Source organism: Rufibacter soli (assembly GCF_054781795.1).
The window spans coordinates 320851-339417 of record NZ_BAAGTS010000005.1 but is presented as its reverse complement, the minus strand read 5'-3'; the positions used below and the strand labels follow the sequence as shown (position 1 = coordinate 339417).

Here is an 18567-nt window from a genome sequence, read left to right as displayed (position 1 = left end):
CTTCTTTGAGCAAAGCGGCATTGCACCCAATCATTCGCCTCTCAGACTATTTAACTGTCCTAAACTCTACGGAAGTATAAATCCGTTTCGGGCACGTTTTTCCTAAACCAGGCCCAAAACGGAAAACTTTCCTTTTCCTCCTCGCTGATATTCTTATCAAATTAAAGATAGCCTGGTAATCGCGCTATTAAGTCTTTTGATGGCCATCCACCTAACTAGCCAGGCCATTTCCTGTTTTAAGCCTGTTTTTCTGAAAACAGGCTTAAAACAGGAAATTTCGGGTTTTACCCGTTCAGCCTTCTCATGCCGGAAGGCACCTGTTTGTTTTGGATAGGTTGGTGGGTTTGCACGCGGGGTTTCTTCTCGGTGAGGTATTTCCAGTAACGTTTGGGCATATGCCGGAGGTGCAGCTTGCGGTTACGGCGTTCTGGAATGTTAACGTGGTCAAAGTAGGCCTGCCAGAGTTGCTGGTACAGAGGCTCAATGTCAGTGAGGATAGAAGCGGAAAGCTGGCCTTTTTGCAGGCCTTTGGGTGCCTCTTCCAGAGACACCAGGTTTACCTGGTGCAGGTCATAATAGGCGCCGTACTGGCGACGCAGATCATAAATAAGCCAGGGCTGGTCGGCGTAGCGTTTTTCAAAGTGGGGAACGATAAGCGGCACTACGTTGAAATCGGGGTTGATGGGCGCTACATAGAGACCGTCCTGGGTTTGCTGAAACCGGATAAAGGCTTCCATGCGGTGCTTCTCGCGGTGCATCTGCTTGCCTATTTGGGCCATCTTCTGCACGCAGGGTTCGGCAAAATTCTCTTCAATGCCCGCGATAGGGCTGGAGAACACTAGACGCAAGAATTGGAAAACAAGCATCTCAAACCCGGGCTGTTCCCAGAGGTAGGCTTTGTACACGTTTTCCCAGGCGGCTTTTGACAGTTTCTTGCCCAGGCCTTCCCACACGCGTTTGGCTTTGGCCTCATCGGTGGTGATAGAATGGTGGCTGGCGAAGATACCGGCCGGGGCCTCTCCTTCCAGGCCAATCTGGGTGGGCCATTCCTGGCGGTCATACGCCTCAAACACCACCGTGAGCAGTCCTTCAAAGGAGCCGTCATAGGTATAGAAATGCATGCGCGCCGGGAAGCGTTAAATTAGGAAGCGATACGGATGGGCGTGCGGCTCCCTGAACCGGTGGCCTCATGACGCTGGCTGGACAGCTGGCGCAGATACGGCACCAGGGTGCTCAATTTGCAACGGAAGGAAACAGGAGCTACGGTTTGGCGGGCAGATAAAGTAGGCATGTCAATAGAAGTATGAGGTTTAACAAAGGTTATTTTCTTTCGCTTGTGGGGTGATTGGCGTTTTGGCTTTTTTAGCTGGCCTGGCTGAACAGGTCCAGCTGGCTGCCCCAGAGGCTGGCGCGACCGCCCTTCTCCCCGAAAATGATTCTTCTCCTGATGGTTTCTTCGTCCCATTCTCTCGTCTCCAAACTTTTACCATGGCAGGTAACAAAATACTTGGCCCGTTTCAGCACTACCCCAATCTGGCGCAAATGGTCCCAGGTGAGGGCGGCAAAGCGGCGGGCCGCCACTATCTTCTTCGCAGATTTAATACCAATGCCCGGTACCCGGACAATCAGCTCATAGTCTGCGGTATTAATCTCTAAAGGAAAAATCTGACGGTTGCGCAGCGCCCAAGCCAGCTTAGGGTCAATCTGCAGGTCCAGCTGCGGGTTCTGCTCGTCCAGCAGTTCATTCACGCCAAAGCCGTACAGGCGCACCAGCCAGTCTGCCTGGTACAGGCGGTTCTCCCTAATGATGGGCGGCGTACTGATGAGCGGCAGGCGACTGTCTGTCACCACCGGCACGTAGCCTGAGTAGTACACCCGCTTTAGCTGGAAATTCTGGTAGAGACCATCGGCCAGGGTCATGATCTGGCGGTCAGTCTCGGCGGTGGCGCCTACTATTAATTGGGTGCTTTGCCCGGCGGGCGCGAAAGAAGGCGTAGACTTGAACAGCTTCTTCTCTTCCTTCACCAGCACCAGTTGGTCTTTGATATTGCCCATGGGCGTGAGCACGTCTTTGAAGTTCTTCTCCGGGGCCAGGGTTTGCAGGCTTTCCTCAGAAGGCAACTCAATGTTCACGCTCAGTCTATCGGCGTACAGGCCGGCTTCTTTGATAAGCTCTTCGCTGGCGCCGGGTATGGTCTTAAGGTGAATGTACCCATTGAACTTATGCTCCAGCCGCAGCTTTTTGGCCACGCGCACCAGACGCTCCATGGTATAGTCTGCGTTCTTGAAAATACCTGAGCTGAGGAACAGGCCCTCTATGTAGTTGCGGCGGTAGAAGTTGATGGTCAGGTCTACCACTTCCTGCACCGTAAAAGCGGCTCGCTTCACATCATTGCTTTTTCTGGAGACGCAGTAGGCGCAGTCAAAAATGCAGAAGTTGGTGAGCAGGATTTTCAGCAGGGACACGCAGCGGCCATCCTCGGTATAGCTGTGGCAAATGCCCATGCCCTCAGCATTGCCTAATCCTTTGCCTTCGTTTTTGCGTTTACCGCCGCTGGAAGAGCAGGAAACGTCATACTTGGCAGAGTCTGCCAAAATACTTAGTTTTTCTAGGAGCGGTGAAGACATAAACTCGGCGTTATTGGTTTCTGAAAGCGTTAGCAAGTTAGTACATCTACGGATATTAAACCAATATTTTTAGCATTTATCTTTCCACCAGTTATCAACAATACTAATAACAATAGCATTTTAACACCTAGGCATCGTTTATAGCTAATTTTGACGTATTTTAAGGAATGAATCAAACGCAATGAGCACGCACGGAGGAAGATACTATCAGACATGGGTTTGTTTGCTCTTTGTGGTAGCAAGCTGGGTTTGCAGTATTTGCGCGTACGCCCAGGTGGTTCCGCCGTCCACTTCTCCGCCCGCTACCCAATCCCCGCCAGATTCCCTTGCTCAGGACACCACCAAATCACAGGAGTTTCTGAAGACCCTGAAAAACATCAGTCAGCGCAAAACCATCCTTGGCCGGGCGGTAAAAGCACTGGTGGTGTTTAAGCCCCGTCAGGTGGCTGGCCCCGTAGAAAATGCACGGCTTCCGCAGACGTATGAGCAGCACAATTACAAGGTGGTGCGCAGTATCTACTTTAAAAGGTTAGATGCGTTTGGGTTCTCCATCAATGATACCCTGCGGCTGCCGGAAAACGGGCTGGAGCGGCTAGGCAACGCGCTGCACATGCGCACCAAACTGGGCATGCTCCGTAACCAAATCCTCTTCCGGGAAGGGGATCTGTTGGAGCCCCTTGATTTGTCTGAATCTGAGCGCTTGCTGCGTCAAACAGATTACCTGCTAGATGCCCGTGTCCTGGTCAATGACTCCACCTCCACTCAAGACAGCGTAGACGTGGTCATCATCACCAAAGACGTGTTTAGTATAAGCGCCTCTGGGTCTGCCAGCACCTCCAGCACCCGCTTTTCCTTGCGGGATATCAATTTCATGGGTTTGGGGCACCAGATCAGGACCAGCTACCGGTTTGGGTTGTCTGAGCCGCAGCCCTGGCAGTTCCAGGGCCGGTATTTTATAGAGAATATTTCCCGAAGCTTCATCTCCGCTGAGCTTCTTTATAACAACACCTATTACTATAAGCAGCAGAGCATCAGTTTTAGCCGTGACTTCTTTGCCACCAATACCAAATACGCAGGCGGGGCCTCAGCCAGTTGGTACCAGACGCTACAACCAGACTATTATCAGGTAGAAAAACCTGAACCGGGCACTCCTATTCCCCACATCCCGCTTAACTATTATATCCAGGACTTCTGGTTGGGCCGCGCTTTCCGGCTTAAATCCTATGACCTGGCCCAGGACAACCCGGGTAGGTTTATTACCGCTGCCCGTGTCATGAACGTGCGCTATACCAAAGGCGGCGGCCCCACCCTGCAAAGCGCCCGGCTTTACCTCACGGCGTTTGGCTACAGTTTCAGGCGATACTACAAAGACCAGTACCTGTTTGGGTTTGGGCGCACCGAGGATATTCCGGCCGGGAATCTGTTGGCGATCACGGCCGGCTTCGAGGATGGCAACGTGAAAAACAGGCCCTATCTGGGCGTGAAGGGGGCTTTTGGCAAGTATCGCCCCGGTTTTGGGTATCTTTATGGGGGCCTGGAATACGGAAGCTACCGCTACCAAGGGGCCTGGGAACAAGGGGTCCTCACCACTGAGGCCCTGTATTTCACGCCCTTGTACCGGCTGCGCAACTGGCGCTGGCGCCACTTCTTATGGAGCAGGTCCTCTTTGGGTCTGCGCCGGCCCGATTTGTTTGCCCTGGACATCGACCAGGAAGACGGTATCAGGGGGTTCAGTTCGCAGGAGGTGCGTGGCTACCGGCGGTTTGTGCTCAACTATGAAACGAACTTCTTCACGCCCCTTACCCTGTTGGGTTTCCGGTTGGCGGTGGTAGGCTTCGCCGATGCCGCCTGGCTGACCAGCGTGAAAGACCGCTCTCCTTTCCGGGAGAAACCCTATACCGGTTTTGGGATGGGCCTCAGGTTCCGGAACGAGTACTTCACGTTCAACACTATTCAAATACTACTGGGCTATTACCCGCGCATTCCCCAACTAGGCAATCAGCAGGACTTTAGATTGTTCCAGACCACGCGCCAGTATTATGATTTCAATGACCTGCGCTTCTCCCAGCCCCTTATTTCTGAGTTCAGGTAGGTCCCGGCAACAGGAATCTTCCTTGATCTCCTAAAATACCTGACCATCTCTTCTTAAAGTGTCCTCAAAAACTCTAAATTGTGCTAGCAAAGTAACCCCTTGAGGATGAAGGGCCTTTCTATTCTATGGGCAAAAGATTTCCGGCAATAGGTTACTCTATTCCGCTTTCAACCCTAAGGTGCTTTTAAGGCAGAGTCTCTTTACCCCTTGCGGCCAAAAAAGTACCTATAAAACGAATCTGATGCTGGACGCATGATTACTTGCTTGCCTGGTTTGGAAGTCCTTCTGGTTTTTAGGCTGAAGATTTTTACCATACCTGCTTTTAACCTTTCGCTTTTTTTACCCTCTTATAAAAATGTAGCTAGGCAGACAGAGTGCGGCCTACTAGAGTAAGGTGTAAAAAGCCTTTAAGATATACCGAGAATAAAATACGGGCAGGCTTTCCCTCATTTGCCTTTTCACAGAATATAAATCACCAAAGTCTTCCTTTCTGCTGAGGCATTGAAGGGAAAAGCTTTGCTCCTACCTGCTTCCTGAATTCCCCGCCTGTCAGGAAGCAGGCCAATTATGCTTGACCCTAGTTCAAACAGACAGTGAAAAGAACCTTCTTCCTTCTCAGGGGCATTGGCTTTTGCCTGATGCTCCTGGCTCAGTTTTACGCCAGTGCCCAAAGCACCTCCAACAAAGGCCGGGACTTTTGGCTAGGGTACATGGCCCACTTTGAAGGTACTAAATCACAGATGAACCTGTACGTTACCTCAGACCGTAATGCCACGGTTTCGGTGACAGTTGGCACCCTGGCTCCATCCACCTATCCCGTAACGGCCAATAAAGTGACTGTGATTCCAGTAAGCCCGCAGCAGGCCTACGTCTCCAGCACAGAAATCATAGAGCAGAAAGCCATTCACGTCACCTCAGATGTGCCCGTGGTAGTGTATTCGCATATTTATTTCACCAATAAGTCTGCGGCCACGCTGGTGTTACCCAACAATACGCTGGGCAGATCCTACTACGCCATTAGTTATGACCAGCACCAACCCAATGCCAACCAGGCTACCTCACAGTTAATGGTAGTGGCCCTGGAAGACAATACCACTATAGAAATTACCCCCACGGTGGCCACCGTGGGCGGAAAGCCTGCTGGCGTGCCCTTTTCGCCGCCCAGGCCGCTCATGAAAGGGGAAGTGTATCAGGTACGTACCCTCCAGGATTTAACGGGCACCAAAGTAGAATCTATTGACGTGGGCTTAGGCTCCTGCAAAAGGATAGCGGTTTTTTCGGGTAGTTCCTGGACGGCGGTTCCACTCACTTGCCCTGGCACCATCAGCGGTGACAATCTCTACCAGCAACTTTACCCCATTAGTGCCTGGGGAAAGAATTTCGTGACGGCTCCCTTTAAGAGTAGGTTAGCCGGCGATGTTTTCAGGGTCATGGCTTCCGAAGACAATACCACCATTAGCATAAACGGCACTTCGGTTACCAAAAACAAAGGCCAGTTTTACGAGTTTGAAAGCAAACTGCCCAATTACGTCTCCGCTGACAAGCCTATCCTGTTTGCGCAGTACGCCAAAACCCAATCTTGTGACGGGGTGCAGGCAGACCCTGAGATGACTTTGGTGAACCCGGTAGAGCAGACCCTGAAGGACATCACCCTTTACTCTTCCAAGGATTTCCAGATTTCGCGCCATTACATCAATGTGACCATGCGCGCGGAAGATACGGCCACCTTTAGGTTAGATGGCAAGAGAATTCCCTTTCTGCCCATTGCCGCCAACCCTTTGTATGCCTATGCCCAAAATGATGTGGTGCAGGGCAACCATACCCTCAAGGCAGACAGTGGCTTCAACGCCGTGGCTTATGGGTTTGGGCAAGTAGAGTCTTACGGTTATTCGGCGGGAGCCAATGTCAATAACCTGGTCCAGAACATTACAGTGCTCTCAGACAGTATCTGTGATGGCCGCAATATCCGGTTCAAGGGGTTTGCTATTTATGAGCCCCTGGCCTGGAAGTGGTATTTTGGCGATGGCCAAACCTCTACGCAGCAGAACCCCTCGCATGTGTTCCCGGCGGCCGGAACCTACACCGTATCATTGGTCACTACCAAATCAAACGGCAATGACTGTAACTCACAGGACTCTACTTACATAGAGGTAGAAGTGTTCCCTAACCCGGCGGTAGGCTTCTCCTACACCACCGTCTGCACCAATGACAGCACCCGTTTCCTGGATGAGACCAAACTCACTACCGGCGAGAAGATTCTGGGCTACCGTTGGGACTTTGGTGACGGTACCACCTCTAACAAGCAAAGCCCGGCCCACCTGTTCAAAACCCCGGGCACCTATACGGTCAGGCTTTCCATCACCAACCAGAACTTCTGCGTGAGTGAGACCAGCCGTGAGCTTACCATCTATGCGCCTCCTAAAGCCGCCTTTACCGCCCCCGAGGTCTGCGACCAGGAAGCCATGGCTTTCCAGAACACCACCACCTTGGCGCAAGGCAACGTGGCCCGCTGGGTCTGGGACTTCGGCGATGGTTCCCAAAGCGCTGAGCAACAACCCCAGCACACGTACACCAAGCCCGGCACCTATACCGTTAAACTGAAAGCTATCTCAGACCAAGGTTGCGCAGACTCGGTGCTGGTAAACGTGCGGGTAAACCCCAAACCGGTGGCGGCCTTCAACCTCCCCGACATCTGTATCAAAGATGATGCGGCCTTCCAGAACCAATCTACCCTGGCCTCTGGTACCATGACCTATCTTTGGGATTTTGGCGATGGCACTACTTCTACCCTTCGGGAGCCGCGACATAAGTACACGGCTGAGGGCGTGTATACTGTTAAGCTGGTAGTTACCTCAGAAAAAGGCTGCCAGGATATGGTCTCCAATACCTACACGGTGAGCGGTGCCGTACCGGTGCCGGCCTTTTCGGCTTCTTCTTTCTGCCAGGAACAGGGCGTGAACTTCAAAGACGAGAGTACCATTGCCTTCGGGAACATTGTGCGCCGTTTATGGACGTTTGGCGATGGCACCACTTCTTCTGAGAAAGACCCTCTGCACATTTACAAAACCGCAGGTACCTATCAGGTAAATCTACAGGTGTGGTCAGGAATTATATGTACAGATAATATCTCCAAAACCATTACCGTACTGCCCAACCCCGTGGCCGGCTTTACCACCGCCAACGTGTGTGAAGGAAATGCCGCCAGCTTCACCAATACCACCACCTACAGCGGCAGCGGAACCGTTTCCTACACCTGGGCCTTTGGTGATGGCGCAACCTCAACCGCCCAGAGCCCCACGCACCTTTACAATGCCCCTGGCACCTATACCGTCACGCTGGTAACCAAAGGCAGCAATGACTGCGCGCAGACGTTTAGCCGTTCCGTGACCATTTACCCCACCCCCAAGGCAGATTTCTCGCCCACGGTGGGTTGCGTCACAGATGCAGTCAGTTTCCAGGACATGAGCAGCCTTTCCTCCGGAAGAATCATCACCTGGACCTGGGACTTTGGTGACGGCTCAACTGCTACAGGCCAACAGGCAACCCATAAATACAGCAGTGACGGTTCTTTTGCCGTGCGGCTCACCGTTATCTCAGATTTGGGCTGTACCCACACCATTACCAAGACCATACGCATCTCCCCAGCCCCCATAGCCAAGGCAGGACCAGACCAACTTCTCTGCGGCCAGTTAAGCACCAAATTAGCTGCCAATGCGCCAGCGCCGGCCTCTGGTCAATGGACGGTGGTACAGGGCACCGGCGGGTCCTTCTCAGATGCGGCCAACCCCGTAACCACCTTTACGGGTACCATGGACCAGACCTACACCCTGCGCTGGACCGTGAGCAACAGTCCCTGCGTGAACGCCACAGATGAGGTGGAGGTCAAGATAAGGCCTGTGCCTACCGTAGAGGCTGGGCCCAACATTGTTTTGGTAGAGGGCGAGAGTATTCAGCTGCAGGGCCAGGGCCAGGGCAAGCTCACCTGGTCGCCGGCTATTGCGTTGAGTAATCCCAACATCGGCAACCCGATGGCCTCGCCGGTGGTTTCCACCAAATATTACCTAAACGTGATATCTGAGGCCGGCTGCCCCAACAAAGACAGCCTGGAGATAAAAGTCCTGAAGAAACTCCAGATCCCTAAAGCGTTCTCGCCTAACGGCGATGGCGTGAACGAGACCTGGGAACTGGGCGGCATTGAGGATTACCCCAACATTTCTATAGAGATCTACAACCGCTGGGGCCAACAGGTCTACACTTCCCAAGGCTACCCTTCTCCCTGGGATGGCAAACGCAATGGCAGCGATCTGCCTGTAGGAGCCTATTACTACATCATTGACCCGCACAATGGCCGAGCCAAGATGACCGGTCCGCTCACTATTTTACGCTAAGCCTGCCAGACCATGAGAAAGAATTCCTTCCTTCTGCTTTTGCTGGCATGTTTGCCCTTGCTAAGCCAGGCCCAGCAGATACCGCATTACAGCCAGTACATGCTCAACCCGGTACTCATGAACCCCGCCGTGAGCGGCACCGATAACTACCTGGACCTGCGCGCCGGCTACCGGAACCAATGGACTGGGCTGGAAGGGGCTCCTACCTCGTATTATTTGAGCGGCCACATGCCCCTTAACCGCCTGGATTACATGAGTCCCCCCACCTCCTTCAGGCCCCAGCCCCTCTCCCACGCCAAGAACCGCAGCCAATGGAAACCTGAGCGGCGCAATAATGCCCAGAAGCCCCGGCCTCACCACGGGGTGGGTATTCTGGTACAGGCAGACAAGGCCGCGGGCCTCAAGCGCACCGAGGTGCAGGCCCTATATGCTTACCATGTGCCCCTTTCTGCCCGCATGAAACTGTCTGCTGGCCTGGCCGCGGGCATCACGCAGTTGGGCCTGAACCAGGAAATGCTCACTTTCACCAACCCTGGTGACCCGGTCATGCACGCAGATGACTACAACCAACTCTTGCCCAACATTGGCGTGGGTGTGTTGCTCTATGGCTCCCAGTTTTTTGTGGGGGCTTCGGTCAACCAGGTTCTGCCTACCCCGTTCAGCTTTCGGGAATCAAGGGCGGGGGTTTCTGCTGAGCAGCAGCGGCATTTCTATGGGCAAGGCGGGTACCGGTTTATGGTGGGGCCGCACCTGAGCGTAATGCCTTCGGTGGTGGTGAAATACGCCAGCCCCAGCCCGGTTTCGGTGGATGTAAATGCCAAGGCGTATTGGCGGAATCAATTCTGGGTAGGCACTTCTTACCGCCTGCAAGATGCGGCCGTGGCTATGGCGGGATTCCAACTGAAAGACAGGTTTCACTTGGGTTATGCCTATGACCTCACCACCTCTGGATTGAACCAAGTGAGCAACGGCTCTCATGAACTGGTGTTAGGTCTCATGCTCCGCAACAAGCGCGATACGTATTCCCCATCGCAATATTGGTAAATTCTGTTTTGGGGCTGTTTTTGAAAAAACGGCCTCAAAACAGAAATCCACAAGTGGCCGCTTTAAATAATCATTTGATACTTTTCAGGCGACAGACCCACTAAATGGTTGCTGTTTTATAGCGGTAACCCCCTTAAATGCCTAAAGCGTTTTGAGGCTGTTTTTGAAAAAACGGCCTCAAAACAAGTAGTTATTGAACACCTCCAACCCCAACAGCAAAGGACTTTCCCAGATGAAATCCCCATAAAATAAAAAAGGCCACCTCTGCAGAGGTGGCCTTTTTTGATATGCAGGTAAACCTTATTTTATGGCTAAGGCATCCTCTACCAAATACACCAGGTTGCTACGGTGGGCTTTGGTTTCCTCATTGGTTGAAACGGCGGTGGCCATTTTCGCTTTCACGTTTTTCAGGGTGTAACGGGCAGCGGCTTTAGACACATCATCAGCCGGTGATTTGGCATCCGCTAATTGGGCCAACTGCTTCACATACGCCGTCTGCAGGTATTGGCGGTAGGTGTTCACGTTGCCTTTCAGGTCAGTGTCAAAGATGCCTTTGGTCAGGTCGGCCATCACTTCTGCTAGGCTATATTGGTTACCGTACAGGGTACTATTGATAATGCGCTGGGTGGTGGCAGGGTGCAGAATGTGCGCAAGGGCAGAGGTACCTAAGCTGTTATAGATACTGGTCAACTTAGGATCTTCGGTGCCAGACATGAACCCAAAGCCCCGGCGTTGCCCTTGCAGGTAAGGAATCAGGTAGGCATCGGCGGCAAAGGCGTCTGGGGCGAACACATTTTTGGCTAACACCGCCATAGCTCTCTTCTGGGTGGCCTCTGGTACGGGCGTGTAAGGCTTATTGGGGCTGTTCTGCCCCACGAAGCTACGGTCAATGTATACACCTCCTACGTAGCGGCTTACTGCACTGATCATCCCGGAGCGTTGGCCGTTGAGCACATTGTAACGGGCACGCAGTTCGGCGTAGCCGCGGTCATCTTTGCTGTATTTGTTTTTCAGTTTGGGCACAATGGCGTTCACCAGCGCGAACCGCTCCTGGGCGTAACCAATAGCATCTGAACTCATGTCATTCACGTTCACGCGGGGGTCAATGGCCTTGCCGGGGGCGCGCATGTCATCAGCATCATTGCCGAACGCTAAATCTGGCTCTGTACTGCGGCTCAGGACTTTCTTGCGGAAAGCGGCCTCACTGGCATCTGCCACCGGAGTGTACCCGTACTCAATAGCCCATAGGTCATAAGGCCCGGGCTTGGTAGTATAGTAGTCACCTTGCTTGCTGCGGTCCAGACTGATGTTGATGGCCGGATAGTCCATTACGCTACCCATCAGGCCTTTTTTCTGCGTGATGGCGGTATTGTTTACCTCAGACAGCTTCAGCATCTGGCTGGATTTCATGTTGTGGTTCAAGCCCATGGTATGTCCCATCTCATGCAGTACCAGGTAGTACAGGAACTGCTGGTGCATTTTCTTCAGTTCACCGGCGGGAGCGTCAGTGGCTTCCAGAGTGGTCATACCGGCAGAATACTGGGCTTTTAGCTCGTGGGCCATGGTGCACATGGTTTCGGCGGGGCGCATGCCCGGGAAAACCAGCGATTCTGCAGACGGACCACTGAAGAATTCGTCCAACATAGGCGTAGCGTTACCGCTGTACCATTCTATGGTGATGTCAGAGCCCAGAATCTGGCCGGTTCTGGGGTTCACGAAGCTTGGCCCAATGGCGCCATATTGCGGCGTGGCGGAAGATACCCACCGGATTACGTTGTACCGGATGTCACTGGGGTCCCAATCTACCTGGTCAGGCATCATTTTCATGACCACGGCATTTTTGAAACCTGCTTTCTCAAAAGCCTCGTTCCATTTCTCGCCGGCTTCTTTAATGGTCTGCCGGAACTCAACCGGCGTGGTGTTCTCTATCCACCAGGTAATGGGCTCTACCGGCTCGCTCAGGGCGGCGGTGGGGTCCTTTTTGACCAGGTGCCAGCGGTTAATGATGTCACGATAGTTCACGGCGTCTATGCTGGTGAGGTCATTCACCTCCTGGGTGAAATAGCCTACCCGAGGGTCATCAAGCCGGGGCCGGAAATCATTTTTGGGCATTTCTATGAAACTGTGCTGCATGCGCACCCGGGTGTACCGCGCATCTGTGATGTCTTTGCCACCGGTGTTGTAAGGAGCCGGGTTGTCATAGGCCAGATCTACCTGAATATCTATGTTCTCAGGGAATGACTTCACTTTGTGGTACTTAGACTTGGCGGCGTTCAACGTACCTAAGTTAAAGAAGGACGTAGGCGGCGCGCCAACCGGTGCCAAGGGCTTTACCGGGTCCATTTTCTCGCTAAGGAACAGGGCATCAGCGTTTACCAGGTAACCACCTGCGTCTTCTACCGCTATTTTCTCAGAGAGCATAACGGCTTCTGGCACGTCTATGCCGGCGGTTTTGCTTACCGCGTTGTTCTTGTCATAATAAAAGTTGGTATTCACCTCCTGGAACTCCAGCTTGTCAAATGCCTTCACAATCTTAAAGACGGCGGTAGAGCGGTGCATGCTCTGGTTCAGGAACAGGCTGGTAGGGCCATTTAGGGAAAAGCTCTGGTACACAAACTCTTTGCCCAGTTGGTCTTTCTTCACAAACAGCTGCACTGCCCCGGTGAGGGTATCCTGGTAAACGGTGAACAGGCCGTCTGATTTAATACTAGTCTTTACTTTCTCAGCCAGGGTGGCTTTTTTGCTGCCGGCAGCGTCAGGTGCGGGAGCAGTGGCGGAGGCCGTCTTTGGCTCCTCCTTGGTTTTCTTGCTTTTTTTCTGCGCTTCCGCCTGGAAAGCAAAGAAAGGTATGCTCACCAATGCAATGGTGGATAACAGTTTTTTCATTTGGGTTTTGTTAGGTAGGAATAAAGATTGAAGGCGTGGAGAAAGTAGAAAGACCAGGAAAATACGGTACAGTTGCATCTTGCTACAGCTTAGGAAAGATACGGCACCAAATGCTATTCACAAAATGACAAAGACGTGAATAATGTTAAACTATGTTAAATTTTTTCTGAAAAAAGTACAGACAGAAATGCAAGGTGATTCTCCTAACCTACCCTGTAGATATACCAAAAAGAGCCGTCCATTACCTGAATTCCGTTTTGAGGCCGTTTTGCTTTGAGGCCGTTTTGCCAAAAACAGGCCCAAAACGCTTACCTTTCAGAAACTTTCCCTAACGCATGATAGGTGCCGTATAGATTCAATACCTTTGTTGACTAAAGCAAACCTGAGACCATGCTACACCTAGGCGATTACAACTATCTGGAAATACTACGCGAACTGGACCACGGCCTGTATCTGGGCTCTGAGGACGGTGATGTGCTGCTGCCCCGCAAATATGTGCCGGCAGATGCCCGCATAGGTGACATGATCTCCGTTTTTGTGTACCGTGACTCTGAAGACCGCCTTATTGCCACTACCCTGGAGCCCAAGGCCAAGGTAGACCAGTTTGCCGCCCTTCAGGTGAAAGATGTCAATGACTTTGGTGCGTTCCTGGAGTGGGGCCTGGAGAAAGACCTGTTTGTTCCCTATAAAAACCAGCATGATCCGCTCTACCCCGGGCAATGGGCGTTGGTATACGTGTACTTAGATGAGAACTCAGACCGCCTGGTGGGCTCTACCAAACTAGGCCCATTCCTCAACTATGACCCCATTACCCTGCAGGAAGGCGACGAGGTGCAGTTGTTAATTGGTCCGGAGAAGGCGCTGGGTTACCAGGTCATCGTGAATAACAAGTACCTGGGCATGCTGTACCGCAATGAAGTGTTCAGGTCATTGACGCCCGGTGAGTACGCCAAAGGCTACCTCAAAAAAGTACGCGAAGACAATAAATTGGATGTGAGCCTCCAGAAGCAGGGCTATGACGAGGTGGAGCAAGCCGCCGACCTGATTGCCCAACGCCTGAAAGAGCAAAACGGCTTTTTGCCCCTCACCGATAAATCTGCCCCCGAGGAAATCTACCAACAGCTGGGCATGAGCAAAAAAACCTTTAAAAAAGCCATCGGGGCTTTATATAAACGCGGCGACGTGCAACTACTAGACAACGGGATTAGTCTTTCTATTACCCCCTGATTTTCCTGTTGTATTTTTTGCCTGGTCAGCCCTATGAAACACCTTTTCCTTCTTCTGCTTACCTGTTGTTGCCTTACGCTCATGGCGCATGCCCAGGCGCCCAAAATCACCAAGCAGTTTACTGCCGTCCGCACCACCGCTGCCCCTAAAATAGATGGTCTGCCAGACGAGGAAAGCTGGAAACTGGCCACCCCGGCCATTGATTTCAGGCAGACTGTGCCAGACAACGGGGCGCCTGCCAAACAACGCACCGAGGTACGCATGCTCTATGATGATGATGCGGTCTACATTGGCGCCATGCTCTTTGATACCGCCCCAGACTCCATCTTGTCACAGTTAAGCCCGCGCGACGGCGGCCAGGTGAACGCAGACATGTTTGGGGTGTATTTTGACACCTACCTGGACAAGCAAAACGCCCTGGGGTTTGAGATTTCCGCCGCCGGCGTGCAGACTGATTTCAAGGCCACCACCAACGGCAACGAAAACTCCTGGGACGCCGTCTGGCAAAGCGCCGTGGCCCGCCATGCCCAAGGCTGGTCCGTGGAACTGCGCATCCCCTACTCGGCCATTAGGTTTTCAAACCGCCAGGTGCAGACCTGGGGCATTAATTTCTGGCGGGGCATACGGCGCTACCGCGAAGACTCCTTCTGGAACTTTATTGACAGCTCGGTGCAGGGCTTTGCCAACCAGTTTGGGGTAGTGGACGGCATTAAGGGAATAAAAGCTCCTTTGCGGTTATCGGTAATGCCCTACCTTTCGGCATACGCCGATCATTACCCGCACAACCAGGAAGGCAAGAAAAACCTCACCACCACCCTCAACGGCGGTATGGACATTAAATACGGCCTTAATGACGCCTTCACCCTGGACATGACCCTGGTCCCCGATTTTGGGCAGGCCCAGTCAGATGCCCAGGTCCTCAACCTGTCACCCTTTGAGGTGCGGTTCAATGAAAACCGGCAGTTCTTCACCGAGGGCACCGAACTCTTCAACAAGGCCGGCCTCTTCTACTCCCGCCGCATCGGCGCGCAGCCCCTTAATTATAATAACCTGGCCTATGATCAGGACCGCTACGGAAAAGACGCAGAAATACTAGAAAACCCAGAGAAAGCCAGTCTGGTGAATGCCACCAAGATTTCGGGGCGGACCAGCAAGGGCCTGGGCATTGGTTTGTTCAACGCCGTTACCCGCAACACCTACGCCACCCTCAAAAGCCAGGACACCCAGGAGGAATTCAGGGTCCTCACAGACCCCGTTACCAACTACAACGTGCTGGTGCTGGACCAGAGCCTGCCCAACAGTTCATATGTGACCTTTACCAACACCAACGTAACCCGCGGGCACGGTTTCTACAACGCCAATGTGACCGGTCTCATGACCCGGCTCACCAACAAAAAGAACAGCTATGCCTTGGAGGTGGCCGGTAACCTGAGCCAGCACTACAACAAAGGAGAAGTAGCCGAGGGCCAGGAAAAGGTGGAACTGGGTCATGCCTATGAGGTGGAATTTGGCAAGACCAGCGGTAATTTCCAGTTCACGGTGGAGCATGAGAGCATGAACCACACCTATGACATCAATGACCTGGGCTACCTGAGCAACAACAACACCATCCAGAATGAGGCCAACGTACGGTACAACTTCTATAAGCCCTTCTGGAAGTTCAACAACCTCTACAATGCGCTGGGGGTGCAGCACCGCATGCTGTACAAACCGGCTTCTTACGCGCAGATGGTGTACTTCTTCCAGACCAACGCCACCACCCGTAAATTCCTGTCCTTCGGCTTTACGGTGGCCTGGTTGCCGCATAACAACTATGACTACTTTGAGCCCCGGTCTTACCGCAACGGCGTGCCAGACCGCAAGTTCAGGAGCCCGGCCGGTACTGAGGTAAGTGGCTATATCTCCAGTGACTACCGCAAGAAGCTGGCCCTTGACATGAATTTTGGCATGTACCGCTCTGGGGAGTATGACCAACTGAACGGGTGGCTGGGCCTGGCCCCCCGGGTACGGGTAAACGACCATTTACAGATTGTGTACCGCATCAACTACAACCGGTCTCTGCGTGACTTTGGGTATGCCGGCAAAGACAACAGCCCCCTGACCGGGGAAGGCGTACAGGACAGTATTTTCTTTGGGTCCCGCACCGTGAACACGGTCAACAACACCTTAACCGGCACCTATATCTTTAACGCCCGCACGGCCCTTAACCTCAACATGCGGCACTACTGGTCAAGCGCCACCTGGCAGAGCTATTACCTGCTGCTGGCCAACGGCAATATAGATCCGCTGGGGTACCGTCCTCCTTCCCCCGCCTCTGATAACCGAAACTTCAATGCCTTTAACATTGACCTGGTATATAGCTGGCGGTTTGCGCCCGGTAGTGAGCTGAGTGTGGTCTGGAAAAATGCCATCTATAACTCAATAATCCCAGATCAGAACCTGTATTTCCCTAATTTGCGCAACACCTTACAGGCCAAACAATTGAATAGTTTCTCCGTTAAGATGCTATATTACCTGGACTATCAGGTCATCAAACGCGTCCTGAAATCTTAACGCTTCTTACCCCAGAACTATGGTATCTCCCAAGGTGGCGCTTATTGCCGGCGCAAGCGGTCTAGTAGGTGGTGAGTGCCTGCACTTGCTGCTTAACAGCCAACGCTACAACAGAGTCATTTCAATAGGCCGCAGCACCTTGCCCATCAGGCACCCCAAACTTCAGCAGTTGGTGGTAGACTTCAATAATCTGGAGAAAAACCGCCACAGCCTCATGGCCGATGACGTGTATTGCTGCCTGGGCACTACCATCAAAAAAGCGGGCTCCAAAGACAAGTTTTACCAGGTAGACTATACTTATGTGGTGAAGCTGGCCAAGCTCACGGCTTCCCACTTTGCCTCGCAGTTTCTGGTGGTATCGTCGTTGGGGGCAGATGCCCATTCCCGTATTTTCTATAACCGGGTAAAAGGCGAAATGGAAGAAGCCGTGAAAGCCCTGCCCTTTACCAGCGTGCACATTTTTCAGCCTTCGCTATTATTAGGCGAGCGCCAGGAGTTCAGGCTAGGCGAGAAATTCGCTACCTCTCTCATGAAAGGGGTAGGCTTTATCTTCAACGGACCGCTTCGCAAGTACAAAGGCATTCCGGCCAAGGCGGTGGCCAAGGCCATGCTGGAGGCGGCTAAGCAAGACGGCGGGGGCGTACTGGTGCACTCCTCTGAGCAGATGCAGGAATTTGCTTAATTGCTAATTATTGATTGTTCTTTTCTAAAGGCGTTTTAGGGCTGTTTTCTGAAAAACGGGCTTAAAACGGAAATCCCTCACCAGAAACGCTTTCCGCGCCTTACCTGCTAAAATTCCTGGATTTGGCGCGTTGGCTCTGCCGTTGTTACCAACCTCTCTTCCTGCTTTGCGTACCTCTCGGGAGAAAAACCGCCGCCATGGACGCAGACTACCACCAGATCAAACACTTTTTCCCGCGCAGTACCCAGTATGATCCCCAGTGGGTGCGTGAGCATTCCATGGGCGAAAACGTGCTATATAATCTGGAGAGCATCACCTCCCAGATTCCGTTGCAGAAAGGCATGCGCGTGCTGGATCTGGGCTGCGGCAAGGCGGCAAGCTCTGTTTTTCTGGCCAAGGAGTTTGCCGTGCAGGTCTGGGCCGTAGATGAGGCCATCTCGGCTACGGATAACTACCAGCGCGTGCTGGAGGCCAACCTGGAGAACCACGTCTTTCCGCTGCGCGCCGATGCCCGCTCCCTTCCCTTCCCCGAGGAATTCTTTGACGTGGTGCTGGTTATTGACTCCTATACCTATTTCGGAACCGATGACAAGTACCTGCCCTACATTTGCCGCTTTCTGAAACCCGAAGGCTACATTGGCATTGTGGACGTGTGCTTCAAGGAGGAGATCGAGACCCTGGACCAGGTACCCGAGTTTCTGCAGAAAGACTACCAGAATTACTGGTACTACATCCACACCGTGGAGTGGTGGCGCAAGCTTTGGGAGAAAACCGGCCTGGTACAGATAAAGACCGCCGACCTGCTCCCCGCTGCCAACCTCATACGGGAGCAGTATGTGCAGGATTTTGAGGAGGCTGGCCGAAAAAAAGACCCATTTGCGCGGGCTTTAAAAAAAGACAAAGACCAAAGAATCAGCTTTTTCAGGCTTATTGGCCAACGCACCTCCAAGGAAGCGTACCTCCAGTCTTACAAAAAAAGCTAACTTTGCCCCGGACCTCTGGCCCGAAAGAGGGAGGAATCTTTCTGGGGCTTGTTTTCCACACCGTAAAATAATACCCGGTTCTAC

Annotated in this window: 11 protein-coding genes; 7 read left to right on the top strand and 4 right to left on the bottom strand. The window is 52.7% G+C overall.

Going from position 1 to position 18567, the window contains the following annotated elements:
* Positions 1-284 precede the first annotated feature (284 nt).
* The 3 genes from ACYVJQ_RS15960 to ACYVJQ_RS15950 all read right to left on the bottom strand — a co-directional run bounded on the left by ACYVJQ_RS15960 (position 285) and on the right by ACYVJQ_RS15950 (position 2628).
* Entirely contained in the window at positions 285-1121 is an 837-nt protein-coding gene (locus ACYVJQ_RS15960) for a TIGR03915 family putative DNA repair protein (protein WP_460894108.1), read from the bottom strand.
* A gap of 20 nt (positions 1122-1141) precedes the next feature.
* On the bottom strand, positions 1142-1291 hold the full coding sequence (locus tag ACYVJQ_RS15955) for a hypothetical protein (protein WP_156180626.1): 150 nt from the start codon (positions 1289-1291) through the stop codon (positions 1142-1144).
* Positions 1292-1362: 71 nt separating this feature from the next.
* Positions 1363-2628 carry a putative DNA modification/repair radical SAM protein gene (locus ACYVJQ_RS15950; RefSeq protein WP_460894107.1) on the bottom strand — a complete coding sequence of 422 codons (1266 nt, stop codon included), beginning with the start codon at positions 2626-2628 and terminating at the stop codon, positions 1363-1365.
* A gap of 181 nt (positions 2629-2809) precedes the next feature.
* Here ACYVJQ_RS15950 and ACYVJQ_RS15945 point away from each other — a divergent pair, with 181 nt between their 5' ends.
* From ACYVJQ_RS15945 to ACYVJQ_RS15935, 3 genes are all read left to right on the top strand, one after another.
* Entirely contained in the window at positions 2810-4720 is a 1911-nt protein-coding gene (locus tag ACYVJQ_RS15945) for a hypothetical protein (RefSeq protein WP_460894106.1), read from the top strand.
* 593 nt (positions 4721-5313) lie between these two features.
* Complete coding sequence (locus ACYVJQ_RS15940) at positions 5314-9108, top strand: PKD domain-containing protein (protein ID WP_460894105.1); 3795 nt, start codon at positions 5314-5316, stop codon at positions 9106-9108.
* Positions 9109-9120: 12 nt separating this feature from the next.
* Positions 9121-10152 (top strand): PorP/SprF family type IX secretion system membrane protein, encoded by a 1032-nt coding sequence (locus ACYVJQ_RS15935; protein ID WP_460894104.1) that lies wholly within the window; start codon positions 9121-9123, stop codon positions 10150-10152.
* A 300-nt stretch (positions 10153-10452) separates the two neighbouring features.
* On the opposite strand, the gene ACYVJQ_RS15930 is transcribed toward ACYVJQ_RS15935, so the two are convergent.
* A complete protein-coding gene (locus ACYVJQ_RS15930; RefSeq protein WP_460894103.1) occupies positions 10453-13038 on the bottom strand; it encodes a zinc-dependent metalloprotease in 2586 nt (861 codons plus the stop codon).
* Between the two features lie 390 nt (positions 13039-13428).
* On the opposite strand from ACYVJQ_RS15930, the gene ACYVJQ_RS15925 reads away from it, so the two are divergent.
* From ACYVJQ_RS15925 to ACYVJQ_RS15910, 4 genes are all read left to right on the top strand, one after another.
* The gene (locus ACYVJQ_RS15925; RefSeq protein WP_460894102.1) at positions 13429-14265 is read left to right on the top strand and encodes a CvfB family protein; all 837 of its coding nucleotides are present in this window, start codon (positions 13429-13431) and stop codon (positions 14263-14265) included.
* Positions 14266-14298: 33 nt separating this feature from the next.
* Entirely contained in the window at positions 14299-16818 is a 2520-nt protein-coding gene (locus ACYVJQ_RS15920; RefSeq protein ID WP_460894101.1) for a DUF5916 domain-containing protein, read from the top strand.
* Between the two features lie 19 nt (positions 16819-16837).
* The gene (locus tag ACYVJQ_RS15915; protein ID WP_460894100.1) at positions 16838-17500 is read left to right on the top strand and encodes an NAD-dependent epimerase/dehydratase family protein; all 663 of its coding nucleotides are present in this window, start codon (positions 16838-16840) and stop codon (positions 17498-17500) included.
* Between the two features lie 197 nt (positions 17501-17697).
* Positions 17698-18483: an SAM-dependent methyltransferase gene (locus ACYVJQ_RS15910; RefSeq protein ID WP_460894099.1), complete on the top strand. Its 786-nt coding sequence runs from the start codon at positions 17698-17700 to the stop codon at positions 18481-18483.
* Positions 18484-18567: the final 84 nt, after the last annotated feature.

Bases quoted from the DNA above. Each gene is read 5' to 3' on its own strand.
- ACYVJQ_RS15960 (WP_460894108.1), bottom strand. From the start codon at position 1,121: ATGCATTTCTATACCTATGACGGCTCCTTTGAAGGACTGCTCACGGTG.
- ACYVJQ_RS15935 (WP_460894104.1), top strand. From the start codon at position 9,121: ATGAGAAAGAATTCCTTCCTTCTGCTTTTGCTGGCATGTTTGCCCTTG.
- ACYVJQ_RS15925 (WP_460894102.1), top strand. From the start codon at position 13,429: ATGCTACACCTAGGCGATTACAACTATCTGGAAATACTACGCGAACTG.
- ACYVJQ_RS15950 (WP_460894107.1), bottom strand. From the start codon at position 2,628: ATGTCTTCACCGCTCCTAGAAAAACTAAGTATTTTGGCAGACTCTGCC.
- ACYVJQ_RS15945 (WP_460894106.1), top strand. From the start codon at position 2,810: ATGAGCACGCACGGAGGAAGATACTATCAGACATGGGTTTGTTTGCTC.
- ACYVJQ_RS15920 (WP_460894101.1), top strand. From the start codon at position 14,299: ATGAAACACCTTTTCCTTCTTCTGCTTACCTGTTGTTGCCTTACGCTC.
- ACYVJQ_RS15955 (WP_156180626.1), bottom strand. From the start codon at position 1,291: ATGCCTACTTTATCTGCCCGCCAAACCGTAGCTCCTGTTTCCTTCCGT.
- ACYVJQ_RS15910 (WP_460894099.1), top strand. From the start codon at position 17,698: ATGGACGCAGACTACCACCAGATCAAACACTTTTTCCCGCGCAGTACC.
- ACYVJQ_RS15915 (WP_460894100.1), top strand. From the start codon at position 16,838: ATGGTATCTCCCAAGGTGGCGCTTATTGCCGGCGCAAGCGGTCTAGTA.
- ACYVJQ_RS15930 (WP_460894103.1), bottom strand. From the start codon at position 13,038: ATGAAAAAACTGTTATCCACCATTGCATTGGTGAGCATACCTTTCTTT.